We start from the raw sequence: 26,279 nt of genomic DNA, 5'->3' as shown, positions 1-26,279 counted from the left end.
GGCCACGGAGAGTGCACACACCGGCGGGAGGGCCGCGATCCGCTCAGTCCCGCGGGATCTCCGGGGCGCGCGGCTCGGGGACGCGGTCCTGCGCGGTCTCGACCGGCTGCCGGCCGTTGGGGAGGCGGGCCCAGACGTGCTTGCGGCCCGGGCGGCCCTCCCAGCCGTAGTCGCTGGACAGCTGCGCCACCAGGTGCAGGCCCATGCCGCCCAGAGCCGGGTCGCGGTCGATCGCGGGCACGGGCGGCCGGTCGGGTGCCTCGTCGCTGAGGTCGATCAGCCAGCCCCCCGGGCCGGCCACCACCAGGGCGCGGACCGCGCCGCCGCCGTGGCGCAGGGCGTTGGACGCCAGCTCCTCGAAGACCAGCAGCAGGCCGTCGCGGGCGTCCTCGGTGGAGGACGAGGAGACCGACGGGTGCGCGATGCGGGCCCGCAGGTCCGACCGCACCCGGGAGACCACGTGCATCGTCTCCAGCTGCCAGTGCCAGACGTCGCCGGGCACGGAGGGGACCGGCGCCTGCGGCCACGTCTCCTGGCCCAAAGGGACCTCCTCCGCCGGTGCTGAGCGTCAGCCGGCCGTCGTCGTGCGGCCGCCCCCATCCTGGCCGAAGGAACGCGGTCCTGCAGCGGCGGGGGGCCGGAGCCACTGGAGGCGTTCCCGTCGGCCAGCCGGGGGCGGCAGACTGACGCCCGTGGAGGAGCTCTGGCGCGACCTGAGTCGGGTGGTCCTGGCCGACCGTGCGCTGGACGACGTCCTCGGCGAGGTCACCACCATCGCCGCCCGCAGCATCCCGGGTACGGAGTCGTCCTCGATCACCCTGATCCGCGGCGACAAGGCGTTCACCGCCGCGTACCACGGGGAGATGGCGCTGGCCGCCGACGAGCTGCAGTACGAGCAGGGGTACGGGCCGTGCATGGACGCCGGCCGCGGCGGCGTGGTGCTGCGCGTCGACGACATGGCCACCGAGCGGCGCTGGCCGGACTACGCGGCCCGCGTGCGGGCCATCGGCGTCCGCAGCTCGCTGTCGATCCCGCTGCCCTACCAGGGCAACTCGATCGGGGCGCTGAACAACTACGCGTCCGCGCCAGGGGCGTTCGCCGGCCCGCAGTCGCTGGCCGCCGCACTCGAGGTGGCCGATGCCGTGGCCGTCGCGGTGGCCAACGCCGACGCGCACGACCGGCTGGGTGAGCAGGCCCGCAACCTGCGGCTGGCGATGGAGTCCCGCGCGGTCATCGAGCAGGCCAAGGGCGTGCTCATGGCGCAGCGCCACATCGACGCCGAGCAGGCTTTCGAGGTCCTGCGGGAGGCCTCCCAGCGTTACAACCGCAAGCTGCGCGACATCGCCCTGGGCATCGTCGACTCCACGTACGGCGGCCCGGCTACCCGACCGCCCGACTGAGCGCCTCCAGCCGGCCGACCAGGAACTCCACCGCCGCCGGGCTGTCCACGGTCTCGGCGACCTCGACGGCGGTGGGGGAGCCGGACACGCGGCGCCGGTCGACCAGCGTCTGGCCCCGGCCGGCTCCGAGCGTGGTGTCGACGACGACGTCCCGCCGCACCGTGCCCACCGTGCCGGGGACGATCGCCTCGCCGAGCGCCAGCGCGTCGTGGACGACGACGCCGGCGGTGCCGTACGCCGAGCGGGCGTGGTCCACGTACTGCTGCAGGATCGCCGCCGCGGTGGCGCCCACCGGGCCGGCGGCGGCGAACCGGGCGATCCCCTCGGCGTCGAGGACCGTGGGCAGGGTGACGTCGAGCCCGACGAGGACGGTGGGGACGGCCGAGCCGAGCACCCGCTGGGCGGCCTCGGGGTCGGCCCACACGTTGAACTCGGCGGCGGCGGTGACGTTGCCGCCGCGCGCCGCGGAGCCGCCCATGAGCACCAGCCGGCCGATCCGCTCGGCGGCCTGGGGGTAGGTGGCCAGCAGCAGCGCGATGTTGGTCCACGGCCCGATCGCGGCCACGGTCACCGGCGTCTCCGCGCGCAGCAGCAGCTCGGCGAGGGCGACGACGGCCGGCCGCGGGTCCACGGTCGCCGGCGAGGGCGGCAGCTGCACCCCGCCCAGGCCGGTGGTCCCGTGCACGTGCCCGGCCCGCTCGGGCTGCCGGTACACCAGCGAGTCCCGGGCGCCGGCGGCCACCGGGACGTCGCAGCGCCCGGCCAGGTGCAGCACGCGCAGCGCGTTGTCCGTCGTCTGCGCGAGGTCGACGTTGCCGTGCACCGTGGTGACCAGCTGCAGGTCCACCTCCGGGCTGGCCAGCGCCAGCAGGATCGCCAGCGCGTCGTCGATGCCGGGGTCGGTGTCGATCACCAGGGGGGTGCGGTCGGCCACCGCGCCATCCTGTCAGCCGGGGAGTGCGGGGCCGGCCGGGCCGACACGCCGGGACCGGCGGGGCGTGTCCCGGGGTGACCGACGCGCTGACCAGCGGCTTCCACGCTCAGCGGGGCACGGCTTGTCGACAAGACCCCGCTGCGGGCGAGGGGTGACCGACCGGTCCGGGGAGGCCGCACAACGGTTCGGTCACGCGCCCTCCAGGAGGTGTCGCGGAACGCCGTCCGCGCGGGCCGTCGTCCCTACCTTTCTGCATGTCCGCGGCACCTTCCCCGGCCGCGGCGACTACCTGCAGGAGGACGGCATGGCGATGGACCGGGCACAGGTGCTCCGCTCGTCGCGCGTGCCCGACGACCTGACCCTGAGCGGGCTGCTGGACGTCCTCGACCGCGCCGACGACCTGCCGCTGCGGGGCCGTCCCCGCCCGGCACGCGCCGTGGTGCTGCGGCCCGGCCAGGCGCGCAGCACCCGCCCGGCCCGTGGGGTGCGTCCGCTCCCGCCCGCCCGGCCGGTGCCGGTGCCGCGGCCGCGGCCGCCCGTGGTCCAGCCGCCGGTCGTCGCGCCGGAGCCGGCCGTCCGGACGCAGCCGCGCCCGGGTCTGGGGGCCCGGTTGCGCACGTTCCCCCGCGGCCTGGCGGCCCGGCTGCGCACCGTCACGCGCCGCCTGGCGCTGTGGGGCGCCGGCCCCGGCGGCGCGAACCTCGCATGGGGCCGCCCCGTGGCCCCCGCTCCGCGTGCCGACGGCCCGGTGGTCCTCACCGAGCTGCCCAGCACGCCCACGATCCAGCCCGTGGCGCCTTCCCCCGCTGCGGCGCTCGTTCCGGCCCGGGCTCCCCGGCCGGTCGCCCCGCCCCGCGTCCCGGTGGTCCCCCCGCTCGCCCGGCAGGTGCCGGCACCGCGGCCCACCCCCTCCCCGGGAACCGCGCCGGCCGGGCACCGCCCCGGGAGCGCACGGGCCTCCGGCCCGGCCCGGGCGCGCGGTGACCCGCGGCCGCCACCGGCCCGGGGACAGCCGCACGGTTGACCCCCAGCGCGACCCCGGCCCCGCCGCGGACGCCGTCCTCCGCACCGCCTGCCAGCCGCCGGCCGCCGGTTCCCGTTCCCCCGGGAACCGCTCCCGTCGCCCCGAACCCGTCCTCCGTACTCCTGGCCGACCCCGCACCGCCCGGTCGTCCCCTCCGACGCAGCACCTGCGCCGGCACCGCCGTCCCGCTCCACCGGTCCTCGCCTCGACCTCCCGCCGACTGCGCACCGACGCAGCGCGCGGACCCTCCAGGGAGGCGCAGACCGCTGGGCGGCCGGACGCCGGCACCGGGTCGCCGCCGGACCGGGACGCCCCGTCCCGCCGCCACCCGCGCCCCCGGGTGCGCCGGCACCGACGGACGGCGCTGCGGGGGACCGAGCCGCCGGCCCGCCACCGGCGACCGGGAGTCGACGGAGCCGACCGGTCCGGTCGGCACGGGAGCCGGGCCGGCAGGCACCGCGACGCTGGACGCCCGCGCCCACCGGCCGTGTCCTCGTGCCGGCGGACGACGAGTCCGCCTCCCTGCCGAGACGGCGGGCGCCCCTCCTGGACCGGGGGCGCCCGCCGTCTCGTCGTACTCGGGGCGTATCCATCCGGTGACGGGCTCGTTGCTCACGGTGGAGATCACCTCCACGTCGCGGCGGTCCGTCCGCCACGGTCCCGCCTCCCCCTGACCCCGGGGGCGGGGCCTGTCGACGCGGTGTCGATTGCGGCACAGCAGGTGGCGCCGACGGCGTCGCCATGAGAGAAAGAGGGGCCGGCCGTGAGTCCGGAGCGCCCCCCGGTGGTGCCGACGAGGCCGCGCCACGTCGGTTCCCCCCTCGTCCGGCCCAGGAATGCGAGTGAGTCCACCGTGAGCCCGGACCGGCTGCGCCACGACGAGCGCCGCCCCGACACCGAGCTCGCGGCGGCGCGCCTGCGGCAGGACCTCGCGATCGAGGCCGCCGGCATCGGCAGCTTCGACTGGGACCTCGTCAGCGGCCGGCTGGCCTGGGACGACCGCCTGCTGGAGATCTTCGGCTACACCCGGGACAGCTTCGACGGCAGCATCGAGGCGTTCGCCGCGCGCCTGCACCCCGACGACGCGGCGCGGACGCTCGAGGCGCTCCAGCACGCCATCGAGACCTGCGGCGACTACGAGGCGGAGTTCCGGGTCGTCCTTCCCACCGGGGAGACCCGCTGGGTGCAGGGCCGCGGGCGGGCGCTGACCGACGAGCGGGGCACCGCCGTCCGGCTGCTCGGCGCCGGCTACGACAGCACCAACCGCCGGCAGGCCGACGCCCGTGTGGCCCGGGTCCTGGAGGCGATGAACGCCGCCTTCTTCGCCCTCGACCGCGAGTGGCGGTTCGCCTACGTCAACGCCGAGGCCGAGCGGGTGCTCGGCCGGTCGCGCGAGGAGCTGCTGGGCGGCGACATCTGGGCGCTCTACCCGGCGGCGGTCGGCAGCGACTTCGAGGTCAACTACCGCGGCGCCGCGGCCACCGGCGAGGAGCGGGTCTTCGAGGCGTACTACCCCGCGCCCCTCGACGCCTGGTACGAGGTGTGGGCGTGGCCGGGCCCAGACGGGCTCTCCGTCTACTTCCTCGACGTCACCGAGCGGCGGGCGGCGCAGGCCCGCGCCCAGAGCAGCGCGGCCCGCCTGGCCGTCATCGCCGAGGTCAGCGCGGTGACCGGTGCGACCCTCACCGCCGGCGAGGGCGAGGAGACGGCCCTGCAGCGGCTGGCCGAGGCGGTCGTCCCGGTGCTGGGGGACTGGGTGATCGTCAGCCTCTCCGGCGAGGACGGCCGGATGCGCGACGTCGCGACCTGGCACCGCGACCCGGCCGAGCGCGCGACCGTGGCACGCTACGCCGACCTGCGGCTGGCCTCGATCCAGCCCGACGCGCCCGTGCTGCGCGCGCTGGGCAGCGGCCGGACGCTGACCGTGGAGGACGTCGGCACGGTGGTGGGCCGCACCCTCCCGCCGGGCGAGGTCCGCGAGGTGTTCTGGCGGCTGGCGCCGCGGTCGGCGGTGACCCTCCCGCTCTCGGCGCGGGGCCGGACCCTCGGCGCGCTGAGCATCTACCGCTCGGCCGACCGGCCGCTGGCCGACGCCGACGACGTGGCCGCCGCGCAGGAGGTCGCCTCGCGCGTGGCCCTCGCGGTGGACGGTGCCCGCCTCTACGAGCAGCAGCGCGGGCTGGCCGCGGGGCTGCAGCGCAGCCTGCTGACCGCTCCGCCGGCGCCGGACTCCGCCGAGATCGTGGTCCGCTACCGGCCCGCGGTGGAGGCCGCCGAGGTGGGCGGCGACTGGTACGACGCCTTCCTGCAGCCCGGCGGGGCGGCGGTGCTGGTCATCGGGGACGTCGTGGGCCACGACACCGCGGCCGCGGCGGCCATGGGCCAGCTGCGCGGGCTGCTGCGCGGCATCGCCTACCGCCAGGGCATCGGTCCGGCGCAGGTGCTCAGCGACCTCGACGCCGCCGTCCAGGGGCTGGGCATGCCCACGATGGCCACCGCCGCCGTGGCCCGCGTGGAGCAGACCCCCGAGCAGCGGGCGGCCGGCCTGACCAGCCTGCGCTGGTCCAACGCCGGGCACCCGCCGCCGCTGCTGCTGCACGACGACGGGCGGGTGGAGGAGCTCGCGGGCAGCCGCCCGGAGCTCATGCTGGGTGTCGACCCGGCCGCGCCGCGCACCGAGAGCGTGGTGACCTTCCGGCGCGGTGCGACCGTGCTCCTGTACACCGACGGCCTCGTCGAGGGCCGCGACCTGCCCCTGGACGACGGCATCGCCCGCCTCCGCACGGCGCTGGAGGAACTGGGCGGCCTGCCGCTGGAGGAGTTCTGCGACGCCGTGATCGAGCGGCTGCGCCCCTCGGGCCCGCAGGACGACATCGCCCTGGTGGCGATCCGCCTCCACCACCAGGACTGAGCCCTCAGGGGGTCAGGACGGCCCACACGTGCTTGGCGCCGGCGGCGGTGTACCAGCCGTGCGCGGTCGCCAGTTCGGCGATCAGGTAGAGGCCCAGCCCGCCCTCGCTGGGGTCGCGCCCCACCGCGGGGGAGGGCGGGGTGCTGACGGCGGCGTCGGAGACCTCGATCAGCCAGCCCTCGCCGGTGGTGCGCACCGCGGCCCGGACGTGGCCCCCGCCGTGGCGCAGCGCGTTGGAGGCCATCTCGTCGAGGGCCAGGATCAGCCGGTCCCGCAGGTCGGCCAGCCCGGGGCAGGCCGCGGTGAGGTGCCGGCGCAGGTCGGCGCGCACGCCGGGCAGCTCCGCGACGGCGACGAGTTCCCAGGTCAGGGCCTCGCAGGCAGGCGGTGGGGTCGCGGACGGCCAGATCGGCCGGGCCGTCTCCCGTGTCACGCCGATGGTCCCCTCACGTGCTCGACATCGCCCGGCAGGCGCAGCGGTGCCCGGCCCGCTGGCGCGCCGAACACCTGCGTATACGCCCGGCGGCGAGCCGCTAAACCTGTCTGTAACCGGTCTCACACGGCCGCCATCTCGGCCAGTCTCCGGACGGTGTTCCAGTTCCGTCCGGTCCCCGCCACGCCGAGCAGGGTGTCCCACTTCCAGGCGCCCAGCGGGGTGTTGCTGATGCCGTCGGGCAGCCACAGGAACAGCTCCCGGCCGGTGACCCGGTACTCGCCGGAGTCGGCCGGCGGCAGCGCCGCCACCCGCCCGGGGTCGGGGGCCCGCGGCAGGAAGGTCACCAGGTACCGGGCCGGGTCGGTGGCCACCGAGCCCAGCGGGTCGGCGGCCACGACGGCGGCCACCTCCGCCCCGGTCCGGACGACGACGGGCACCGCGGCGCCGAACCGCTCACGCACCGCCGTCTCGACGTCCTCGACCAGCTCGGCCTCGCCCAGCGGGCTGTCCAGGACGACGTTGCCGCTGCGCAGGTGGGTGCGCACGTCCCCGTGGCCGCGGGCGGTCAGGACCTCCCGCAGGTCGGCCATCCCGATCTGGCGGGCCCGGCCGACGTTGACGCCGCGCAGCAGGACGACGTAGCGGGTGCCCACGATCGGCACCGTAGCGGCGCGGACGCCGGATCCCGGTCAGCCGAGCAGCGGGTCCCACGTGCCGAGCGCGACACTGGCCCCCACCGCGACGGCGCAGACCGCGGCCGCGGCGGCGACGAACCAGCCGTCGCTGCGCCGGAGCACCGACCCGCGGGCGTTCGTGCGCGGTACCCCGGAGTCGAAGCCGCGGGCGTCCATGGCGGTCGCCAGCCGGGTGCCGCGGCGCAGCGCGGCCACCAGGAGGGCGAAGGCGGTGCCGGTGAGCAGCCGGGCCGCGGCGACCGGGTTCGCCCCGGCGGCCACGCCCCGGGCGCGGCGGGCCGAGCGGATGGTCTCCCACTCCGCGGCCAGCAGCGGCACCAGCCGCAGCGCGGCCAGGGCACCGTAGGCGAACCGGGTGGGCACCCGCCAGTGCACGGTCAGCGCGTCGGCCAGCCGCACCGGGTCGGTGGAGGCCACGAGCAGCACGCCCGGCAGCGCCAGCGCCACCACCCGCAGCCCCCACGTGGCGCCGCTGAGCCACGCGGCCGCGCCGTCCAGCGCACCGAAGGCGACGTTGACCCACGCCACGCCGGCCGCGCTCAGCAGCAGCGGCCAGGTGCGGCGCAGCACCTCCCGGGGGCGGGTGAGCCCGGCGGCCGGGAACAGGGCGAGCTCCGCGGCGAGGACGACGGCGGGGGTGACCGGGTCGCCGCTGACCAGCAGCACCGCGGTGAGCAGGGCGATGGCGGTCAGCTGGGCGACCGGGTTGACCGCCGACAGCGGGACGGGCCGGGCCGGGCCGAGCGCGAGCGGCGCGGTCACGGCACGGCCACCGGTGCGCCGAGGGGGAGGACGTCGTCGGCCAGCGCGGCGACGACGGCGGCGTCGTGGGTGACCAGGCACAGCGCCCGGTCGCCGTTCTGCTGCTCGGCCAGGAGCGCGACCAGCTCGGCCCAGGTGTCGCGGTCCTGGCCGAAGGTCGGCTCGTCGAGGACCAGCACCCGCGGCCGGGTGGCCAGCGCCGTGGCGACCGACAGCCGCCGCTGCTGGCCGCCGGAGAGCGTGAACGGGTTGGCCTCGGCCAGCGGGGCCAGCCCGAGCCGCTCGAGCAGCTCCTCGGCGGTGGCGTGGGCCTGCGCGGCGCCCGCACCGGACCGCAGCGGCCCCAGGGACAGCTCGTCGCGCACCCGGCCGGTGAGGAACTGGTGCTCCGGGTGCTGGAACACCGTCCCGATCCGCTCCACCAGCTCCGCCGCCGGCCAGCGCGACGGCGGCCGGCCGGGGCGGCGCAGGCCCGCAGTGAGCACCGGCGCAGCGGCCACCCGTCCGGTGGTGGGCGCGCGCAGCCCGGCCAGCAGCAGGGCCAGCGTGGACTTGCCGGTGCCGTTGGGGCCGGTCACCGCCAGGGTGCGGCCGGCGCGCAGGACGGCGTCGGTCGGGGGCAGCGCGGGGACGGCGGACTCCCGGTGGGTGTACCCGGCGGCCTCGGCGGCCAGCAACGGCTCCCCGGGCGGGTGCGGGCAGCGGTCGGGGAACCGCAGCGGGGCCGGCGTCCACCCGGGACCGTGCTCGACGGTCCCCCCGCCCGGCAGCAGCTCCACGACCCGGTCCACCAGCGGCAGCCACGCCTCGACGTCGTGGTCGACGACGACCAGCGTGGCGCCGCGGCCGGCGACGGCCCGGGTGACCGCGCCGCGGACCAGCGCGGCGCCGGCCGGGTCGAGCTGGGCGGTCGGCTCGTCGAGCAGCAGCAGCCCGGGCCGCGGGGCGAGCGCGCCGGCCAGCACCAGCCGCTGCTTCTGCCCGCCGGACAGTGCCCCGGTCGGCCGGTCCCGCCCCAGGTCGAAGCCGACCGCGTCCAGCGCCGCGTCGACGGCGGGCCAGATCACGGTGGGGGGCGTGCCGGCGTTCTCCAGCCCGAACGCGACGTCGTCCCCGGCGCGGGTCATGACCAGCTGCGCGTCGGGGTCCTGGAAGACCATGCCGACCCGCTGCCGCCGCCGGTCGGGCGGGGCGCCGTCGACGGTCAGCACGCCGTCGGCGTCCCCGCTCTCCGGGTCCAGCAGGCCGCCCAGCGCCCGCAGCAGCGTCGACTTGCCCGACCCGGAGGCGCCGGTGAGCAGCACCCGCTCACCGGGGTCGATCCGCAGGTCGACGTCCCGCACCGCCCAGGCCCGCCGCGTGGCGTGCCGGAAACCCCACCCGGCCAGCGCGACGGCGGCCGGGCCGGTGCCGCTCAGTGCCGGGTGCGGCCGGAGGCGAACGACGACAGGGCGCCGCTGGCCGCCAGCGCCCGGGTGAGCAGCACGCTTCCGACGCCGGCGACGACCGTGGTGCCGGCGACGACGAGGACGACGTAGGTCGTCTTCCAGCCCCCGGTCCAGTCCGGGTAGTAGTAGAGGAGGTCGAGGACGGCGGCCATCGCACCGGCCAGCGCCGCCGACAGCAGCGCCGGCACCCAGCCGAACCAGCGGTACCGGAACGCGGCGAACCCGGCCTCGCCGGCCAGGCCCTGCAGGATGCCGTAGACGATCGTCGTCGTCCCCCAGGCGGAGCCGAGCAGCGCGGAGACGACGGCCGCGATCAGCTCGGCGAACAGCCCCGCGCCCGGCTTGCGGACCACGAGCGGCGCGAGTACCGCCGGGACCAGCCAGACGCCGTACATGAAGGCCTGCCCGGGCGGGAAGGCGGCGAACGCCGCCCCGGTGCCCGCCCACAGCAGGCCCCAGGCCCAGAAGACGACGCCGAAGGCGACGCCGAGGACGGCGGTGACGACGATGTCGACGGTGCGCCAGCGGCTGGGACGCCCCCGGGTGGGCGCAGCCGACGACGGACGGACGGCCTGCTCGGCCATGGTCTTCCTCCAGACTCCCTGCGCCGGCATGACCCGGATCAGGTTCGAGGGTCTGCGGGATCCCGCACTCTCAGCGCCGAAGCGCTCCCCTGCTGTGTGTTCGGTTGTGCCGCCCAGCGTAGCCCCTCGCCGAACACGCGATCATGGCGCCGTGACCACCGGAGGCGGCTCCGGAGTGGTCACGACGCCATGATCGGCGGGAAGGCGCCTCAGCCGAGGGCGAAGCCCAGGAGCAGGTGCCCGTTGAGCCCGATGATCAGCGCCGCGACGACCGCGCCGGCGACCGTGGTGACCGGCCGGTTCACCCAGGAGCCCATCACCGCGCGGCGGGAGGTCAGCCACAGCAGCGGGACGAGCGCGAACGGGATGCCGAAGGAGAGGACCACCTGCGACCAGACCAGCGCCGTCGTCGGGTCCCCGCCCAGCACGAGCACCGCGAGCGCCGGGGCGAGGGTGATCAGCCGACGGGCCAGCACCGGGATGGAGCGGCGCAGGAACCCCGCCATGACCACCTGCCCGGCGTGGGTGCCGACCGAGGAGGAGGCGAAGCCCGAGGCCAGCAGCGCGACGGCGAAGGCCAGCGCCGCGCCGGTGCCCAGCTGGTCGCCGAGCCCGGCGTGCACGCTCTCCAGCGACGCGATGCCGTCGTCGGCGGTGAACAGCTGCGCGGCGATGACCAGCATCGCGGCGTTGACCAGCCCGGCCAGGCCCATGGCCACGAGGACGTCGATCCGCTGGGCCTTCAGCAGCCGGCGGCGGCCGCTCTCGGTGCGCCCGGCGGTGACGACGTCGCCGTATCGGCCGGGGGTGAGTGCCGAGTGCACGTAGATGACGTGCGGCATCACCGTGGCGCCCAGGATGCCGGTGGCCAGCAGCAGGCTCTCCGAGCCGGAGAACGACGGCACCATGCCCGCCGCGACCCCGCCGGCGTCGACGCCGGAGCTGACCAGCGTGTAGCCGAAGCCCAGGCCGATGACCAGCAGCAGCCCGGCGATCACCCGCTCGAACGGCCGGTGCCCGCGGGACTGCGCCGCGAGCAGCACGAACGCGACGACGGCGGTGATGACCCCGCCGACCGGCAGCGGCACCCCGAACAGCAGGTACAGCGCCACCGCGCCGCCGACGATCTCGGCCAGGTCGGTCGCGATGGCGACCGCCTCGGCCTGCACCCACAGCCCCCGGGCGACCGGGCGGGGCAGGTTCTCCCGGCAGAGGGTGGCCAGGTCCCGGCCGGTCGCCAGCCCGAGCTTGGCGGTCAGCGACTGGATGAGCATCGCCATGAGGTTCGCCGCGACGATCACCCACAGCAGCGTGTAGCCGAACGAGGCGCCGCCGGAGAAGTTGGTCGCGAAGTTGCCCGGGTCGACGTAGGCCACCGCGGCCACGAACGCCGGCCCCAGCAGCGGCCAGATCCGGCGGCGGCTGCCCGGGGCCGGCCTCCGATCCGGCGAGCCGACCAGGGTGGTCGGGAGGACGGCGGCCTCGGTCTTCGACAGGTACACGGGGGCCTCGCAGCGGTGCGACGGGTGGATGAGCGCTCCTCGCTGTGCCCGCGCGCCCTGACACGCCGGGGCCAACGTGTGGCCCCCGCGGGCCGAGGTGAGGCTGTCCTACGCGGTACCGCCGTCCCGCCGCTCGGCGGCCGCGACGACCGCCCCGATCCGGCGGGCGTGCGCGCCGCGCCAGTAGAGCCGGTCGCAGGCCGGGCAGCGCGAGAACTCGTCGTAGGTGCGGCGGGTGCCCGCCGGCAGCCGGTCGGCGACCTCGGCCTTGGCCACCGGGGTCAGGCGCGCGCCGCAGGCGGTGCACCGGGTGAGCGGGGCCAGCGGGGGAGCGAACCGGTCGAGGACGTCGGCCAGCTGGTCGTCGGGCCGGCTGCCGCGCACCAGGGCGCCGCGTCCGAGTGCCCGGCGCATGAGCAGCCCGCGGTCCTGGGTGAGCAGGGCCCGGCCCTCGGCGTTCGCGCGCTCGACCAGCTCCGGGTCGTCGGCGTCGTTGGACCACGCGGCGTCCACACCGAGCAGCCGCAACCGGCGGGCGAGGGCGCCCAGCCCGACGTCCAGCAGGAAGCCACCGGGCGGGGCCGGCTGGGGCCGCGGCACGGGGACGACGTCCACCACGCCGTCCGGGTGCGCGCGGTCCTCCGGCCGGGCCGGGACGCCGTCCAGCCGCAGCCCGCCCACCTCGGTCGGCGGGACGCCGGCGGCCCGCAGCACGTGCCCCAGCGTGGCGTCCGGGTCGAAGGCCAGCCGCCGCTCGCGGGACGGGCGGTCCCTCGGGCGGAGGAGGAAGGCCAGCTCCGGCGGCACCCGGACGACGACGGCCATCGACTCACGCGACGACGCGGAGGGTCTCCATCGACGGGTCCGCGGCGTCCGGGACGAGCATCCCGGCCCGCACCCCCGTGGTCAGGTGGTCCACGGCGTCCTGGCTGATCCGCTCGCCGGGCGCCAGCACCGGCACGCCCGGCGGGTACGGGCTGACCAGCTCGGCGGCCACCCGCCCGACCGCCTCGGCCGCGGGGACCTGCTCGACGCGGGAGAAGAACGCCTCCCGGGGCGTCATCACCTGCTCCAGCTCGAGGCCCTGCGGCGACGGGAGGTCCACGCGCGGTGGGCGCTCCATCGACGGTGCGCCGTCCACCAGGGCCCGCATCGCGTCCAGCAGCGCCTTCTCGGTCTCGTCGTCGTCGGCGTGGGTGATGCGGGCGTTGACGCGGAAGGTGTCGGCCGCGCCGAGGTCCACGTGGCAGGCGGCCCGCACCCAGTCCCCGGCCTGGAAGCCGGTGATGCCCAGCCCCCGGACGTCGACGGTGATCGCCAGCGGGTCCAGGTCGAAGGCGCCGCCGGTGCCGATGACCTCCCGGCCCATGACCGCCAGGCCGGGCATCGCGGCGAGCTCCGCCCGGATGCGCGCGGCCCGCTCGATCGCCGTCCCCAGCAGTTCCTCGCCCTGCTCGACCATGTGCCGCCGCCACCCGTCGAGGGTCAGGTAGACCAGCGACGAGGAGCTCGTGGTCCCCAGCAGGTCCTCCCGCTGCTTGAGCACCTCCGGGTCCACGCGGGAGCCCTTGAGGTGGAACACCGAGCTCTGCTCGACCGCCGCACCCATCTTGTGCACGCTGGTGACGACGACGTCGGCGCCGGCGTCCATGCCCCACGCCGGCAGGTCGGGGTGGAACGGCAGGTGCGCGCCCCACGCCTCGTCGACGATCAGCGGCAGGTCCCGCTCGTGGCAGACCTCGGCCACACCGGCGATGTCGGCGCAGGTGCCCCAGTCGGTCGGGGTGATCAGCAGCATGCCCTTGGCGCCGGGGTGGGCGGCGAGGGCGCGGCGGACGTCCTCGGGCTCCGGCGGGTGCGCCAGGTGCCGCTCGTCGTCGAAGTGCGGGTGCACCCAGACCGGGCGGATGCCGCTGATGATCAACCCCGCCACCACGGACTTGTGCGCGTTGCGGCTGACCAGCAGCTCCTCGCCGGGGCCGGCGACGGAGATCATGGCGCTCTTCACCGACAGCGAGCTGCCGCAGGTGGAGAAGAAGGCCTTGTCGGCGTCGACGGCGTCGGCCATGAGCTCCTCGGCCTGGGTGGTGACGCCCTGCGACTCCCGGCGGTCGTCCAGCCCGTTGAGCGAGAGGACGTCGGAGGCGAAGACGCCCTCGCCGACGACCTCGACCACCCGCGGGTCCGCGCCCCTGCCCTGCTTGTGCCCGGGCGGGCCGAAGACGACGTCGCCGCGGCGGCGGAACTCCTGCAGGGCCTCGAGGACGGGCACGCGTGAGTGGTCCATGGCGTGCCCCTACCCGGACGGGCAGGACTGATACTTGAAACGTCAACGAATTGCGCGCAGACTGGGGTGCAGCCGTCCAAGGGAGCACCGTCATGCCGGTCCAGCGCCTCAACCACGCCGTCCTCTACGTCCGCGACGTCGCCCGCAGCCACGCCTTCTACCGGGACGTGCTGGGTTTCCGGGCGAAGACGGAGATCCCCGGGACGGCCGTCTTCCTGCAGGCGGAGGGGTCGACGAACGACCACGACCTGGGCCTGTTCCAGATCGGCGCGGGCGCCGGGGCCTCGGAGGCCGGCCGGCGCACCGTCGGGCTGTACCACCTGGCCTGGGAGGTCGACACCCTCGCCGAGCTGGCCCGCATCCGCGACGCGCTGCTGCAGGCCGGTGCGCTGGTCGGGATGTCCGACCACGTGACGACCAAGGCCCTCTACGCCCACGACCCCGACGGCCTGGAGTTCGAGGTCTCCTGGCTGCTGCCGGCAGACGCCATCACCCCGGAGCTGCTGGAGGGTGCGGCGATGACCTCGCCGCTGGACCTCGACCGCGAGATCGCCCGCTACGGCGCCCACACGCGCGGCGGCGTCGGGGTCTCGGTCCCGGCCTGAGCAGTCGGGGAGGATGCCTCCCCGTGGAACCGGTGGAGCTGACCGCCGGCGCGCTGCGCCTGCGGACCTGGCGTGCGGACGACGCCGACGACGTGCTGGCCGCGATGCAGGACCCGCTGCTGTGCCGGTGGAACGCCGTCCCGGCCACCACCCGCGACGACGCCGTGGCGTTCCTGCGCCGGCGGGCCGACTGGTCCGCCGGTGACCACGCCTCCTGGGCCGTGGTCGACGCCGGCACCGGCACGCTGCTCGGTTCGGTGTCGCTGCACTCGATCGACCGGGTCCAGGCCGGCGCGTCGGTCGGCTACTGGACGATGCCCGCCGCGCGCGGCCGCGGGGTGGCCCCCCGTGCGGTGGACGCCGCCTGCCGGTGGGCCTTCGCCGAGCTGGCCGTCGACCGGGTGGAGCTGTGCCACGCGGTGGACAACCCGGCCTCCGGGCGGGTCGCGGAGAAGGCCGGGTTCACCGTCGAGGGCCGGCTGCGCCGCTCCTACCGCTACGGCGACGGCATCAAGCACGACGAGCTGCTGTGGGGCCGGCTCTCCGACGACCCCGCGCCGATCTTCGCCTGATCTCTGCCGGGGCGCGGGCCTGCCGCCCGGCCCGCGGTCTGTGCACAGGACGTGGGCTGCCGGCCCCTGAGGCCACGGAGAGTGCACAGAACGGTGACCGCGGCCGGCGAGCCCCTTGACGGCAGTGCGTCTGACATCTGAGATGTCAGTTGTGTCCCTCGCTCCCGTCAGCCGCGTCCTCCTGCGGGACGTCGCCCTGACCCGCATCCGCGAGGCGATCGTCTCCGGCGACCTCGAGCCCGGTGCCGTGGTCAAGGACGCCGAACTGGCCGCGCGGCTCGGACTGTCGGTCGCCCCGGTGCGGGCGGCGCTCGCCCGCCTGGCCGACGAGGGCCTGGTCGAGGCCAAACCGCAGAGCCACACCCGGGTCACCCCGCTGCGGGTGCGGGAGGTCCGCGACGCCGCCGTCGTCGTCCGGGCGATGCACGAGCTGGCCGCCCAGGAGGCCGCCGCCGCCACGACGCCGGAGGACGTGGCCGCGATGCGGGCGGCCAACCAGCGGTTCGCCGCCGCGCTCGCCGCGGGGGACGCCGACGCCGCGCTCGCCGCGGACGACGACCTGCACGCCGTCCTGCTCGCCCGCTGCGGCAACGGCGCGCTCGCCGCGACCGTCGCCCGGCTCACCCCCGCCGTCCGCCGGCTGGAGCGCCGGCGCTTCGCCACCGCGCACGGCCGGGAGTCCGTCGCCCTGCACGACCGCCTGATCGCCGCCTGCGCGGACGCCGACGTCGACGCCGCCGTCGCCACCACCACCGAGATCTGGACGGCGCTGCTGTCCGAGCTGCACGAGGAGATCCCCGATGCTGTCTGACCACCCCCGCTACCCGCTGCTGTTCGGCCCCTCGCCGGTGCACCGGCTGGACCGGCTGACCGAGCACCTGGGCGGCGCCGCCGTCTGGGCCAAGCGGGAGGACGTCAACTCCGGCATCGCGTTCGGCGGCAACAAGACCCGCAAGCTCGAGTACCTCGTCGCCGACGCGCTGGCCCAGGGCTGCGACACGCTCGTGTCGATCGGCGGCGTGCAGAGCAACCACACCCGGCAGGTCGCCGCGGTCGCCGCGCGGGTGGGCCTCAGGTGCGTGCTCGTGCAGGAGAGCTGGGTGGACTGGCCCGACGCCGTCTACGACAAGGTCGGCAACATCCTGATCAGCCGGCTGGCCGGGGCCGACGTCCGGCTGGTCAAGGCCGGGTTCGGCATCGGGTTCAAGGAGAGCTGGGAGACCGCGCTCGCGGAGATCGAGGCCTCCGGCGGCAAGCCCTACGCCATCCCGGCCGGGGCGTCGGACCACCCGCTCGGCGGCCTGGGCTTCGCCGGCTGGGCGGAGGAGGTCGCCGCGCAGGAGGCCGAGCTCGGCGTCTTCTTCGACACCGTCGTCGTCTGCTCGGTCACCGGCTCCACGCAGGCCGGGATGGTCGCGGGCTTCGCCAAGCTCGAGGAGGACGGCGCCCGGCCGCGGCGGGTGCTCGGGGTGGACGCGAGCGCCAAGCCGGCCGAGACCCGCGACCAGGTCCTGCGGATCGCCCAGCGCACCGGGCAGCTGATCGGCCTGCGCCGCGAGCTGACCCTCGACGACGTCGAGCTCGACGAGCGCTACCACGCCGGGATCTACGGCATCCCCGACCAGACGACGATCACGGCGATGGAGCTGGCCGCCCGCACCGAGGGCATGGTCACCGACCCGGTCTACGAGGGGAAGTCGATGGCCGCGACGATCGACCTCGTCGGGCGGCGCGAGATCGACCCGTCGTCCACGGTGCTCTACGCCCACCTCGGCGGGCAGCCCGCGCTCAACGGCTACAGCGCCCTCTTCTCCTGAGCTACCGGAGGCCGGGGGGCGAGGAATCCTCGCCCCCCGGCCTCCGCTCACAGCGGGACGGCGAGCTCCTGGCGGTCGAGTGCCTCGCGCAGGTCGGCCCGCCACGGTGCGAGCCCGGCGCCGGCCAGGACGACGTCCCGCACGAACGTGTGCCACACCATCGCCCGCCGCACCATGCTGTGCCCGCCGGTGACGGTGAACCGCGCGATGCGGGCGCCGGCCTGCGACGCGCGCGCCGCGAAGTCGGCCGACAGCGCCGCCGGCACCCAGCGGTCGCCCCGGCCGTGCAGGACCGCCACCGTGCGGTCGCGCAGGTGCTCCACCGGCTCGCCGGGCGGCGTCCACGGGGCCAGCGCGCAGACGGCGCGCACGGAGGCGTCCCCGCCGGCGCGCAGCACCGCCCGGCCGCCCATCGAGTGGCCCACCAGCACCACCGGGACGTCGGCGCCGTGCCGCGCCCGGACCTCCTCCAGCGTCCACCGCAGGTCGGCGTAGGCGTCGGCGGCCGGGCCGTTCCACCCGGCCACCCGGTACCGCAGGAGGTAGGTGCCCAGCCCCCGGTCGGCGCCCGCCGCGCGGACGAACTGCTCGATCGCCCGCATCCGCAGCAGCGACAGCGCCCGTTCCCGCGGCGGGTCCACGCTGGCGACCGTGCCCCCGTGGCAGAACACCGCCAGCGCCCGGACCGGGCCGGACGCCGGGACGTGCTCCAGGGCCGGGACGTCGCCCGCGGTCACCGCCGCCGGCGCCCACCGCGCAGGGTGGCGCGCGCCCGGTCGCCGAGGTCCCCGGCGCGGAGCAGGCCGCGGGTGAGCGGCGTCGGCCCGGTGCGGCGCTCCAGCGAGCGGCCGATCCGGCGCAGCAGGCCGGTGGTGAGCGGGACGACGACGGTGAGCAGCAGCCACGTGCGGAGGCGGCGGGTCAGGAACAGCCACATGCCCCCAGACTGCCCCGGACGGCGCGCGCTCAGTCAGGGTCGGGCGCCAGCCGCACGATCATCTTCCCGGTGTTGCCCCCACGCAGGAGGTCGAGGAAGGCCGGCACGGCGTTCTCGATGCCCTCGTACTCGGTCTCCCGGACGACGAGGTCGCCCGAGCGCAGCCAGCCCGCGACCGTGCCGGTGAACTCCTCCCGCAGGTCGGTGTGGTCCCCGACGAGGAAGCCGCGCAGGGTGAGCCGCCTGCCCACCATGAGCGACATGTTCCGGGGGCCGGGCGGGGGCTCCACCGCGTTGTAGCCGGAGATCGAGCCGCACAGCGCGGCCCGCCCGTGCACCCGCAGGGCACCGATCGCCGCCTCCAGGTGCTCGCCGCCGACGTTGTCGAAGAAGACGTCGACGCCGTCCGGCGCGGCGGCGTGCAGCAGCTCGGAGACCGGCCCGTCGTGGTAGTCGAAGGCCGTGGTGAAGCCCAGCTCGCCGGTGAGCCAGGCGACCTTCGCCGGGCTGCCGGCGCTGCCGACGACCGACCCGGCGCCGCGCAGCCGGGCGAACTGACCGACCAGGCTGCCGACGGCCCCCGCGGCGCCGGAGACGAACACGTCGTCGCCCGCGGTGAAGCCGGCCACCCGGAACAGCCCCGTGTACGCGGTCAGGCCCGGCATCCCGAGCACGCCGAGGAACCACGACGGCGGGGCGTCGGTCAGCGACGGGAGCCGGCGCACCGCGCCGGCGTCGAGGACGGCGACCTCCCGCCAGGCCGCGTCGGTGAGCACCAGCGTGCCCTCGGGCAGCTCCGGCGCGCGCGAGGCGACCACCCGGCCGACGGCGCCGCCCTTCATCACCTCGCCGACCTCCCACGGCGGGGCGTAGGAGGGGCCCGACCGCATGCGCCCGCGCATGTACGGGTCGACCGACATCGCCACCATGCGGACGACGACCTGCCCCTCGGCCGGGTCGGGCACCGGAACCTCGACCAGCCGGAAGTCCTCCGGCGTCGGCTCGCCGTGCGGCCGGGCCGCAAGGTGCCACTCGCGGGTCGTCGTGCTCACGGGCCCTCCTGCGCTGTCGACGTCGTCCCCGGGCTCGATCCTGCTGCCGCTGATCGGTGACGCACAACCGACCGTTGGTGGACGGGCCTACGCTCGGGGCATGCTGTTCTCCCGGGCCAAGACCCAGCCGGTGTCCCGTGACGACGCCCTCCCCGGGCGGCCGGACCCCCTGCCGCACGTCCCCGAGCTGCACGCGGTCAACGGCAACCGCATCAAGCCGCCGTTCCCCGAGGGCCTGCAGACCGCCGTCTTCGGCGCCGGCTGCTTCTGGGGCGTGGAGAAGGTGTTCTGGCAGACGCCGGGGGTCTACTCGACCGCCGCCGGGTACGCCGGCGGCTACACGCCGAACCCGACCTACGAGGAGGTCTGCTCGGCCCGGACCGGCCACGCCGAGGTCGTGCTCGTCGTGTTCGACCCCGCGGTCATCTCCTACGAGCAGCTGCTCAAGGTGTTCTGGGAGGACCACGACCCGACGCAGGGCATGCGCCAGGGCAACGACATCGGCACCCAGTACCGGTCGGCGATCTACGTGGACGGCCCGGAGCAGGAGGCCGCCGCGCTGGCCAGCCGGGAGGCGTTCCAGGAGCGGCTGACCGCGGCCGGCTACGGCGAGATCACCACCGAGATCACGCAGCTGGGCGAGTTCTTCTACGCCGAGGACTACCACCAGCAGTACCTGCACAAGGTGCCCAACGGGTACTGCCCGATCCACTCGACCGGTGTCTCCTGCCCGGTCGGCCTGCCCGGCGTCTGAACCCGCGCGCCCGTCTCGCCGAGATCGGCGATCTCGTACGGTTCTCGGGCCGTACACCGCCGAGATCGCCGATCTCGGCGAAGAGGGGGTGTCGTGTCCGTGGGTGAGCTGCTGGCGCAGCTGCGGCGGGAGCCGGACGTCGAGGCGCCGGACCTCGTCGCGGTCGACGCCACCGACCGCCTGCTGCTCGACGAGGCGGCCGCGGCGCTCGCGGCGGCCGGCCCCGGCGAGGTCGCCGTCGTCGACGACTCCTACGGCGCGCTCACCCTCGGCGCGGTCGCGGCCGGTGCCCGCGACGTCCGGGTCGCCCAGGACCTGCTGGTGGGTGAGCTGGCGCTGGCCCGCAACGCCGAGCGCACCGGCCTGACCGGAGCCCACCGGACCCTGCTCCTCTCGCCGGAGCTGGTCGCGGGCGCCCGGCTGGTGCTGGCCAAGGCGCCCAAGTCGCTCGACGCGCTGCGCGAGGTCGCCGAGCTCGCGGCCGCCGCCGACCCGGACGTCACCTTCCTCGTCGGCGGGCGGGTCAAGCACATGACCCACGCGATGAACGACGTCCTGCGGGCCTCGTTCACCGACGTGTCCGCCACGCTGGCGCGGCAGAAGTCCCGCCTGCTCGTCGCACGCGGGCCCCGGGACGGCGTCCGGCCGTCCTTCCCGCGCTGCCAGGTGCACGCCGACCTCGGCCTGACCGTCTGCGCGCACGGGGCGGCGTTCGCCGGCACGCGGGTGGACGTCGGGACGCGGGCGCTGCTGGCCACGCTGGAGCGCGCCGCCCCCGACGCGGCGAGCGCCCTCGACCTCGGCTGCGGCACCGGCGTCCTCGCCACCGCCCTGGCCCTCGCCCGGCCCGGGCTCGCCGTCGTCGCCAGCGACCAGTCCGCGGCCGCCGTCGCCTCCGCGCGGGCCACCGCCGAGGCCAACGGGGTGGCCGACCGGGTGCGGGTGACCCGGGACGACGCGGCGGCCGGCGTCGCCGACGCGAGCGTCGACCTCGTCGTGTGCAACCCGCCGTTCCACGTGGGTGCGGCCGTCGTGACCGCCGCCGCCGACCGGCTGTTCGCCGCGGCCGGCCGGGTGCTGCGCCCGGGCGGGGAGCTGTGGACGGTCTACAACAACCAGCTGCCGCACCGGGCGGCGCTGCGCCGGCTGGTCGGGCCCACCCGTGCGGCCGCGTCCGACCGCCGCTTCACCGTCACCGTCTCCACCCGCCGCTGAGGGGGCCGGCCGCCTCTCTGGACGGGGCCAAAGGCACTGGCCGGGGTTCCGCGGCGCAGGCCACGGTGCGGGGCCATGACGACGACCGGGACCCCGCCCGCGGGCACCGCCGACGCACTCGCCGAGCGCCTCCTCGCCGGCGTGCTGGGCAGCCTCGAGCTCGCCGCCGTCGAGCTGGGTGTCGAGCTGGGCTGGTACCGCGCCCTGGCCGACGCCCCCGCGACGGCGCCCGAGCTCGCCGAGCGCACCGGGACCGCCGCCCGCTACGCCCGTGAGTGGCTGGAGCAGCAGGCGGTGGCCGGCATCCTGACCGTCGACGACGTCGCGGCCGAGCCGGACGCGCGCCGGTACACGCTGCCGGCCGAGTACCGCGGCGTGCTGGTCGACGAGCTGGACCTCTCCTACATGCCCCCGTTCGCCCGCGTGGCCCTGGCGTTCCTGCGCAACCTGCCGCGGCTGCGCGAGGCCTACCGCACCGGGGCCGGGCTGAGCTGGGCGGAGATGGGCCCCGACGCCCGGGAGGCGCAGGGGGACGCCAACCGCCCCTACTTCCTCGGGCCGATGGCGACCGAGGACTTCCCGCGGGTGCCCGGGGTCGACACGGCGCTGCGGGCCGGCGGCCGGGTCGCCGACGTGGGTTGCGGCATGGGCTGGTCGGCGATCGGGATCGCGCGGGCGTACCCGGGGGCCCACGTGGACGGCTTCGACGTCGACGAGCCGTCGGTCGAGCAGGCCCGGCGCCACGCCGAGCAGGCCGGGGTGGCCGACCGGGTGCGGTTCACCGCCGGGGATGCCGCGACCGCGGGGGAGGACGGCGGCTACGACCTGGTGACGGCGTTCGAGTGCGTCCACGACATGCCCGACCCCGTCGCCGTCCTCGGCGCGATGCGGCGCATGGCCCGGCCCGACGGCACCGTGCTCGTGGTCGACGAGCGGGTGGCCGAGCGGTTCACCGCGCCCGGGGACGAGACCGAACGGCTGATGTACGGCTACAGCCTGACCTGCTGCCTGCCCGACGGGCTCTCCACGCGGCCGTCGGTGGGCACCGGCACGGTCATGCGGCCGGCCACGCTGGAGCGGTACGCGCGCGCGGCGGGCTTCGCCGGGATCGAGGTGCTGCCCATCGACAACGACTTCTTCCGGTTCTACCGGCTGGTGGAGTGACCCCTGACACGTTCCGGAACGAACAAGTCCATGAAGATCGGAGCACTTCCGCTGTAGTCGCTCCACCGACGTGCCGATCGAGGTGCCAACGGTGCGCACCTCCGCGCCGATCGCCGCGACGCAGGAGTGCCCCATGGCGCGCAACCTCTGGTCGGACCGTCCGCTCGGCGTCAAGCTCGCCGCCCTCGTCGCCGCCGGGGCCGTCGTCCTGTCGGCCTTCGCCGTCCTCACCGTGCAGGCCCTGCGGGGGACCGGCGAGCGCACCGACGAGCTGCTGGGGACCACGCGCGCCACCGCCGCCGCGCTGGAGGCCGACATGATGCACGACGCCGTCCGGGGCGACGTGCTCCAGGCGCTGCTCGACGGCCCGGCCGGCGGGACGGCGGCGGCCGACCTCGCCGCCCACGACGCCACCCTGCGCGAGGTGCTCGCCGCGGTGGCCGGCGCCGGACTGGACGCCGAGGTCGCCGCGGCCGTCGAGGAGGTCCTCCCGGCGGTCGACGCCTATCTCGCCACCGCCCACCGGATCGTCGCCCTCGCCGGCACCGACCCGGCCGCCGCCCGCGCCGCCGCCCCGGCCTTCACCGATGCCTTCGCCGTCCTCGAGGACGAGCTGCCGGCCGTCGGTGCCGCCGTCCACGAGGCGGCGACGGCGGCGGCCGCGGCCAGCGCCGAGCAGCGGGGGACGGCGATCACGCTGGCCGTGCTGGTCGCGGTCGGCGGGGTGCTGGTGCTGGCGGGGCTCGGCTGGGGTGTGACGCGGTCGGTCGTCGGGCCGGTGCGCCGGGTGGGTGCGGTCCTGGCCGGGCTGGCCGACGGTGACCTGCGCGGCGTCACGGGCGTCACCAGCCGGGACGAGGTCGGCCGGATGGCGGCGGCCCTGGAGACCTCGCTGGAGCACCTCCGCGGCGTGGTGGGCACCATCGGCGACACCACGACGACGCTGGCCTCGGCGACCGAGGAGCTCGCGGTGACCGCGCAGGACATGACCCGGCTGGCCGACGGGTCGGCGCAGCAGAGCGCCGTGGTCGCGGAGGCGGCCGGCCAGGTGTCGCGCAACGTGCAGACCGTGGCCGCGGGCTCGGAGGAGATGGGTGCCTCGATCGGCGAGATCGCCCGCAACGCCGGCGAGGTGGCGCGCGTGGCGGCGCAGGCGGTGACCGTGGCCGACAGCACCACCGCGACCGTGGCCAAGCTGGGGGAGTCCTCGCGGGAGATCGCCGGCGTGGTGCAGGTGATCACCGCCATCGCCGAGCAGACCAACCTCCTGGCGCTCAACGCCACCATCGAGGCGGCCCGGGCCGGCGAGGCGGGCAAGGGCTTCGCCGTCGTGGCCGGCGAGGTCAAGGAGCTCGCGCAGGAGACCGCCCGGGCCACGCAGACGATCACCGCGCGGGTCGAGGCGATCCAGGCCGACGCCGGCGGCGCGGTGCGGGCCATCGGGGAGATCGGCCGCATCATCGGCGCGATCAACGACTCGCAGGGCACGATCGCCGCCGCCGTCGAGGAGCAGACGGCGACGACCACGGAGATGAACCGCAACGTCGCCGAGGCGGCGGTCTCCGCCGGTCAGATCGCCGAGAACATCAGCGCCGTGGCCGGGGCAGCCGGTGCCACGACCCGCGCCATGACCGACGCCCGGACGGCGATGGACGAGGTCGCGCGCATGGCGGCGGCGCTGAGCTCCGCGGTGGGCCGGTTCCGCTACTGAGGTCAGGACCTCGCGCGCTCGTCGCCCACGCCCGCCGGCCGTGCCAGGGCCGCACCCCCTGGGCCGCGGCGGGGACGGCGGGCAGGCTGGGCCCATGACGACGCCGCGCGCGCTGCCGCCTGCCCTCCGCAAGGTCCTGCCCTGGCTGCTGGGCTGGTGGGCCCTGCAGGGGGCGGTGGCGCTGACCGGCCGGCTGGTGGCCCGCCGCAAGGACGAGGGCGACGAGAGCACCGCCGGCATCCGGCGCGTGGTCGCGGTGGGCGGCCTGCAGCTGCGGCCGGTCAACCCCGAGCTGGCGCGGGTGCGGGTCGACCTGGTGATGGGCGGTGCCGAGATCGACCTGACCGAGCTGCCGCGGGTGCCCGGTGGCATCGACCTCACCGTGCGGGCGCTCATGGGTGGCATGGGCGTGCGGGTGCCGGCCGGGTGGCGGGTGTGGTGGGCCTTCCGTGGCGTGGGCGGGATCGGCCTGGACGAGGGCGCCGGCGTCACCCGGACCGAGGACGAGCGCGGCGCCGACCTGCGCATCCACGCCGCCGTGCTGTTCGGCGGCGTCGGGGTGGAGGGTCCGGGGCACTAGGGGCGAGGACCGGGCCGCGTTCCGTGCCCACATCGTGGTCCAGGAGCGCACCGGATCACGATGTGTGCACAGGACGTTGCGGCGGTCAGGAACCCGACGGGGCCGGGGCGCCGGAGCTCAGGACCAGGCCGCGTCGGCCGGCGGGACGTCGTCGCGCAGCACGGTGCCCTCGATGAGCCCGTAGGGGCGGTCCTCGGCGCGGTAGACGACGTCGGGGTTGTCCAGCCCGAACGGGGAGAGGTCGGCCAGGAAGTGGTGCCGGTTCGGCATCGACAACCGCACCTCGGCGACCTGGGGGAACCGCTGCAGCACCGCCTCGCCCATCGCGTACAGCGTCTGCTGCAGCGCGAGGGAGTGGGTCGCGGCGAAGGTCTCCAGCAGCACGGTGCGCACGCCGGCGAACACCGCGTCGGGGTCCGGGTCGAGGGCCGTGTAGCGCCAGCGCGCGGTGACGGCGGTGGCGAGGATCCGGTCCCGCGTCTCGGCCAGCGTCGTGTAGCGGTCGCGCGGGAAGCCGGAGAACTCCGAGCCGGTGGTCTTGAGGACGACGAGGTCCGACAGCCCGGCGACCACGTGCTCGTCGTCCCCGTCCACCGTCACCACCGCCGTCCGCACCTCGCCGCCGTCGCGGCGGAAGGCGTGCCCGTGCGGCCGGCCGCCGACGGCGATGGGCGCCCAGCCGGCGGAGTCGACCACCACCCGCGCCCCGGTGATCCACGGGTGGGCGCCGGCGAGGTGGCGGGCCAGCCGCAGGCCGAAGCACTCGATCGCACCGACGCCGTCGCGGGCGAAGGCCAGCACGGTGTTCTTCTGGGTGTCGGTCGGCAGCACGTGGGCGTTGTCGCCGGCCGTGTGCGCGGCGGTGAAGTCGCCGCGCAGGCTGGTGCTGACGGTCAGGTCGGCCAGCGTGTGCTGCGGACCGCTGCGGTCGACGGCGACCACCCGGACCTCCGCCTTGCCGTACTGGTTCGGTCCGAGCCGGATCCCCATGCGCGACTGTTGCACAGAGAGGACCCCCTCCTCCCCACCCCTCGCACGCTCGGGGCGGTGCCCTGGAGGGGGCCGTCAGGAGCCGCGGTAGGTGGAGTACGCGAACGGGGCCAGCAGCAGGGGTACGTGGTGGCGCTCGCCGGGCTCGCGGACGTCGAAGGAGAGCACGACCTCCGGGTAGAAGGTCTCCCGCCCCTGCCCGGCGAACCACGGCCCGGTGGCGAACACCAGCCGGTGGGTGCCGGCCCCCGTGGCCCCCTCCACCAGCCGGCAGCGGCCGTCGGCGTCGGTCACGCCCTCGGCGACCAGTTCCGCGTCGGCGTAGAGGCGGACGGTGATGCCCGCGGCGGGCCGGCCGCGCACCGAGTCCAGCACGTGTGTGGACACGCTCATGACACGAGCTCCCGCACCCGCAGCGCCGTGATCTGCGCCAGCTGCTCCGTGGCCTCGGCCCGCTCGGCCTCCTCGTCGGTGTCGAGCCGGCGGTGCAGCTCGGCCAGCACCTCCTCCGGCGACCGGCCGGCGGCCCGGATCAGGAAGACGTGGCCGAAGCGCTCCTCGTAGCGGCGGTTGCCCTCGGCGAGGGCGGCCCGGGTGTCGGCGTCCGCCCCGCCCATCGCGCCCTGCTCCCGGCGGGAGGCCGCCGCCTCGGCCGACGCCCCCTCCGGCCGCTCGCCGATCCGCGGGTGCACCGCCATCGCCAGCTCGACCTCCTCCCACGGCAGGCCGCGGGCCACCTGCTCGGCGCGGGCCACCAGGGCGTCGGCGTCCGGATACGGACGGCCGGCGACCACCTCGGCGGCGAAGCGTGGCGCGGCGTTGCAGGCCCGCAGCTGCTGGACGGCGAGGTCGGCGGTCTCGGCGTTGAAGTCGTCGAGGGCTCCCATGGAGGGAGGATG

The 26,279-nt window shown here is 76.4% G+C and carries 28 protein-coding genes and 1 riboswitch; of the genes, 12 read left to right on the top strand and 16 right to left on the bottom strand.

The window, feature by feature from the left end; translation table 11 throughout:
• Nucleotides 1–43 precede the first annotated feature (43 nt).
• Complete coding sequence (locus ACI784_RS15850) at nt 44–541, bottom strand: ATP-binding protein (RefSeq protein WP_456924253.1); 498 nt, start codon at nt 539–541, stop codon at nt 44–46.
• A 151-nt stretch (nt 542–692) separates the two neighbouring features.
• Between ACI784_RS15850 and ACI784_RS15845 the strand changes: the two genes are divergently transcribed.
• Nucleotides 693–1,400: a GAF and ANTAR domain-containing protein gene (locus ACI784_RS15845; protein ID WP_456924252.1), complete on the top strand. Its 708-nt coding sequence runs from the start codon at nt 693–695 to the stop codon at nt 1,398–1,400.
• Here the strand turns inward: ACI784_RS15845 and ACI784_RS15840 are convergent.
• Nucleotides 1,381–2,334 (bottom strand): nucleoside hydrolase, encoded by a 954-nt coding sequence (locus ACI784_RS15840; protein WP_457014097.1) that lies wholly within the window; start codon nt 2,332–2,334, stop codon nt 1,381–1,383. The two genes, ACI784_RS15845 and ACI784_RS15840, sit on opposite strands and share 20 nt — an antisense overlap.
• 304 nt (nt 2,335–2,638) lie before the next feature.
• On the opposite strand from ACI784_RS15840, the gene ACI784_RS15835 reads away from it, so the two are divergent.
• Together ACI784_RS15835 and ACI784_RS15830 are read left to right on the top strand one after the other, a co-directional pair.
• Entirely contained in the window at nt 2,639–3,358 is a 720-nt protein-coding gene (locus ACI784_RS15835) for a hypothetical protein (RefSeq protein ID WP_456924250.1), read from the top strand.
• Nucleotides 3,359–4,211: 853 nt separating this feature from the next.
• Complete coding sequence (locus tag ACI784_RS15830) at nt 4,212–6,269, top strand: SpoIIE family protein phosphatase (RefSeq protein ID WP_457014096.1); 2,058 nt, start codon at nt 4,212–4,214, stop codon at nt 6,267–6,269.
• A 4-nt stretch (nt 6,270–6,273) separates the two neighbouring features.
• On the opposite strand, the gene ACI784_RS15825 is transcribed toward ACI784_RS15830, so the two are convergent.
• From ACI784_RS15825 to ACI784_RS15790, 8 genes are all read right to left on the bottom strand, one after another.
• Nucleotides 6,274–6,702, bottom strand: coding sequence for an ATP-binding protein (locus ACI784_RS15825; protein WP_456924248.1), 429 nt, complete (start codon nt 6,700–6,702; stop codon nt 6,274–6,276).
• A gap of 122 nt (nt 6,703–6,824) precedes the next feature.
• Nucleotides 6,825–7,358 carry a DUF1697 domain-containing protein gene (locus tag ACI784_RS15820; RefSeq protein ID WP_457014095.1) on the bottom strand — a complete coding sequence of 178 codons (534 nt, stop codon included), beginning with the start codon at nt 7,356–7,358 and terminating at the stop codon, nt 6,825–6,827.
• A 36-nt stretch (nt 7,359–7,394) separates the two neighbouring features.
• Complete coding sequence (locus ACI784_RS15815; RefSeq protein ID WP_456924246.1) at nt 7,395–8,162, bottom strand: energy-coupling factor transporter transmembrane component T family protein; 768 nt, start codon at nt 8,160–8,162, stop codon at nt 7,395–7,397.
• Nucleotides 8,159–9,505, bottom strand: coding sequence for an ABC transporter ATP-binding protein (locus ACI784_RS15810; RefSeq protein ID WP_457014094.1), 1,347 nt, complete (start codon nt 9,503–9,505; stop codon nt 8,159–8,161). Before ACI784_RS15810 ends, ACI784_RS15815 begins: the two co-directional genes overlap by 4 nt.
• Before the next feature lie 71 nt (nt 9,506–9,576).
• Nucleotides 9,577–10,194, bottom strand: coding sequence for an ECF transporter S component (locus ACI784_RS15805; RefSeq protein ID WP_456924244.1), 618 nt, complete (start codon nt 10,192–10,194; stop codon nt 9,577–9,579).
• A riboswitch (TPP riboswitch) is annotated at nt 10,192–10,295 on the bottom strand. It overlaps the preceding gene by 3 nt.
• 108 nt (nt 10,296–10,403) lie before the next feature.
• Nucleotides 10,404–11,696, bottom strand: coding sequence for an Nramp family divalent metal transporter (locus ACI784_RS15800; RefSeq protein WP_457014093.1), 1,293 nt, complete (start codon nt 11,694–11,696; stop codon nt 10,404–10,406).
• A gap of 108 nt (nt 11,697–11,804) precedes the next feature.
• Nucleotides 11,805–12,521: a Mut7-C RNAse domain-containing protein gene (locus tag ACI784_RS15795; RefSeq protein ID WP_457014092.1), complete on the bottom strand. Its 717-nt coding sequence runs from the start codon at nt 12,519–12,521 to the stop codon at nt 11,805–11,807.
• Nucleotides 12,522–12,525: 4 nt separating this feature from the next.
• Nucleotides 12,526–13,983, bottom strand: coding sequence for an aminotransferase class I/II-fold pyridoxal phosphate-dependent enzyme (locus tag ACI784_RS15790; protein WP_457014091.1), 1,458 nt, complete (start codon nt 13,981–13,983; stop codon nt 12,526–12,528).
• Nucleotides 13,984–14,075: 92 nt separating this feature from the next.
• Between ACI784_RS15790 and ACI784_RS15785 the strand changes: the two genes are divergently transcribed.
• From ACI784_RS15785 to ACI784_RS15770, 4 genes are all read left to right on the top strand, one after another.
• Entirely contained in the window at nt 14,076–14,588 is a 513-nt protein-coding gene (locus ACI784_RS15785; protein WP_457014090.1) for a VOC family protein, read from the top strand.
• A gap of 23 nt (nt 14,589–14,611) precedes the next feature.
• Nucleotides 14,612–15,160: a GNAT family N-acetyltransferase gene (locus ACI784_RS15780; RefSeq protein ID WP_457014089.1), complete on the top strand. Its 549-nt coding sequence runs from the start codon at nt 14,612–14,614 to the stop codon at nt 15,158–15,160.
• 151 nt (nt 15,161–15,311) lie between these two features.
• On the top strand, nt 15,312–15,971 hold the full coding sequence (locus ACI784_RS15775; RefSeq protein WP_457014088.1) for a GntR family transcriptional regulator: 660 nt from the start codon (nt 15,312–15,314) through the stop codon (nt 15,969–15,971).
• Entirely contained in the window at nt 15,961–16,977 is a 1,017-nt protein-coding gene (locus tag ACI784_RS15770) for a 1-aminocyclopropane-1-carboxylate deaminase (RefSeq protein WP_457014087.1), read from the top strand. The genes ACI784_RS15775 and ACI784_RS15770 overlap by 11 nt, the downstream gene beginning before the upstream one ends.
• 47 nt (nt 16,978–17,024) lie before the next feature.
• On the opposite strand, the gene ACI784_RS15765 is transcribed toward ACI784_RS15770, so the two are convergent.
• From ACI784_RS15765 to ACI784_RS15755, 3 genes are read right to left on the bottom strand one after another with little or no spacing between them, the layout of a single operon-like run.
• Nucleotides 17,025–17,714: an alpha/beta fold hydrolase gene (locus ACI784_RS15765; RefSeq protein WP_457014086.1), complete on the bottom strand. Its 690-nt coding sequence runs from the start codon at nt 17,712–17,714 to the stop codon at nt 17,025–17,027.
• Nucleotides 17,711–17,914, bottom strand: a complete 204-nt coding sequence (locus ACI784_RS15760) for a hypothetical protein (protein ID WP_456924235.1) — start codon at nt 17,912–17,914, stop codon at nt 17,711–17,713. Before ACI784_RS15760 ends, ACI784_RS15765 begins: the two co-directional genes overlap by 4 nt.
• Nucleotides 17,915–17,943: 29 nt before the next feature.
• A complete protein-coding gene (locus ACI784_RS15755) occupies nt 17,944–18,966 on the bottom strand; it encodes an NADP-dependent oxidoreductase (protein WP_457014085.1) in 1,023 nt (340 codons plus the stop codon).
• A gap of 100 nt (nt 18,967–19,066) precedes the next feature.
• Here ACI784_RS15755 and msrA point away from each other — a divergent pair, with 100 nt between their 5' ends.
• From msrA to ACI784_RS15730, 5 genes are all read left to right on the top strand, one after another.
• The gene (gene msrA, locus ACI784_RS15750) at nt 19,067–19,720 is read left to right on the top strand and encodes a peptide-methionine (S)-S-oxide reductase MsrA (protein ID WP_456924233.1); all 654 of its coding nucleotides are present in this window, start codon (nt 19,067–19,069) and stop codon (nt 19,718–19,720) included.
• 93 nt (nt 19,721–19,813) lie between these two features.
• Nucleotides 19,814–20,935 (top strand): class I SAM-dependent methyltransferase, encoded by a 1,122-nt coding sequence (locus ACI784_RS15745; protein ID WP_457014084.1) that lies wholly within the window; start codon nt 19,814–19,816, stop codon nt 20,933–20,935.
• 75 nt (nt 20,936–21,010) lie between these two features.
• Nucleotides 21,011–22,099: a class I SAM-dependent methyltransferase gene (locus tag ACI784_RS15740; RefSeq protein ID WP_457014083.1), complete on the top strand. Its 1,089-nt coding sequence runs from the start codon at nt 21,011–21,013 to the stop codon at nt 22,097–22,099.
• Nucleotides 22,100–22,190: 91 nt separating this feature from the next.
• A complete protein-coding gene (locus ACI784_RS15735; protein WP_457014082.1) occupies nt 22,191–23,810 on the top strand; it encodes a methyl-accepting chemotaxis protein in 1,620 nt (539 codons plus the stop codon).
• A 94-nt stretch (nt 23,811–23,904) separates the two neighbouring features.
• A complete protein-coding gene (locus ACI784_RS15730; protein ID WP_457014081.1) occupies nt 23,905–24,390 on the top strand; it encodes a hypothetical protein in 486 nt (161 codons plus the stop codon).
• 117 nt (nt 24,391–24,507) lie between these two features.
• Here ACI784_RS15730 and pucL read toward each other — a convergent pair whose 3' ends face one another.
• From pucL to uraD, 3 genes are read right to left on the bottom strand one after another with little or no spacing between them, the layout of a single operon-like run.
• On the bottom strand, nt 24,508–25,395 hold the full coding sequence (gene pucL, locus ACI784_RS15725) for a factor-independent urate hydroxylase (RefSeq protein ID WP_456924229.1): 888 nt from the start codon (nt 25,393–25,395) through the stop codon (nt 24,508–24,510).
• Nucleotides 25,396–25,455: 60 nt separating this feature from the next.
• Nucleotides 25,456–25,773: a hydroxyisourate hydrolase gene (gene uraH, locus ACI784_RS15720; RefSeq protein WP_457014080.1), complete on the bottom strand. Its 318-nt coding sequence runs from the start codon at nt 25,771–25,773 to the stop codon at nt 25,456–25,458.
• Nucleotides 25,770–26,267: a 2-oxo-4-hydroxy-4-carboxy-5-ureidoimidazoline decarboxylase gene (gene uraD / locus ACI784_RS15715; RefSeq protein WP_457014079.1), complete on the bottom strand. Its 498-nt coding sequence runs from the start codon at nt 26,265–26,267 to the stop codon at nt 25,770–25,772. The genes uraH and uraD overlap by 4 nt, the downstream gene beginning before the upstream one ends.
• Nucleotides 26,268–26,279 lie beyond the last annotated feature (12 nt).

The sequence above is a fragment of the Geodermatophilus sp. SYSU D01186 genome (assembly GCF_054050215.1).
Note: the sequence above shows the minus strand (reverse complement) of the source record. Positions and strands in the feature narration are given on the sequence as shown.

What these genes read in the sequence shown, in the direction of transcription:
- ACI784_RS15730 (WP_457014081.1), top strand. Translation starts at nt 23,905, where the DNA reads ATGACGACGCCGCGCGCGCTGCCGCCTGCCCTCCGCAAGGTCCTGCCC.
- msrA (WP_456924233.1), top strand. Translation starts at nt 19,067, where the DNA reads ATGCTGTTCTCCCGGGCCAAGACCCAGCCGGTGTCCCGTGACGACGCC.
- ACI784_RS15760 (WP_456924235.1), bottom strand. Translation starts at nt 17,914, where the DNA reads ATGTGGCTGTTCCTGACCCGCCGCCTCCGCACGTGGCTGCTGCTCACC.
- ACI784_RS15740 (WP_457014083.1), top strand. Translation starts at nt 21,011, where the DNA reads ATGACGACGACCGGGACCCCGCCCGCGGGCACCGCCGACGCACTCGCC.
- ACI784_RS15785 (WP_457014090.1), top strand. Translation starts at nt 14,076, where the DNA reads ATGCCGGTCCAGCGCCTCAACCACGCCGTCCTCTACGTCCGCGACGTC.
- uraD (WP_457014079.1), bottom strand. Translation starts at nt 26,267, where the DNA reads ATGGGAGCCCTCGACGACTTCAACGCCGAGACCGCCGACCTCGCCGTC.
- ACI784_RS15790 (WP_457014091.1), bottom strand. Translation starts at nt 13,983, where the DNA reads ATGGACCACTCACGCGTGCCCGTCCTCGAGGCCCTGCAGGAGTTCCGC.
- uraH (WP_457014080.1), bottom strand. Translation starts at nt 25,773, where the DNA reads ATGAGCGTGTCCACACACGTGCTGGACTCGGTGCGCGGCCGGCCCGCC.
- ACI784_RS15805 (WP_456924244.1), bottom strand. Translation starts at nt 10,194, where the DNA reads ATGGCCGAGCAGGCCGTCCGTCCGTCGTCGGCTGCGCCCACCCGGGGG.
- ACI784_RS15770 (WP_457014087.1), top strand. Translation starts at nt 15,961, where the DNA reads ATGCTGTCTGACCACCCCCGCTACCCGCTGCTGTTCGGCCCCTCGCCG.
- ACI784_RS15835 (WP_456924250.1), top strand. Translation starts at nt 2,639, where the DNA reads ATGGCGATGGACCGGGCACAGGTGCTCCGCTCGTCGCGCGTGCCCGAC.
- ACI784_RS15795 (WP_457014092.1), bottom strand. Translation starts at nt 12,521, where the DNA reads ATGGCCGTCGTCGTCCGGGTGCCGCCGGAGCTGGCCTTCCTCCTCCGC.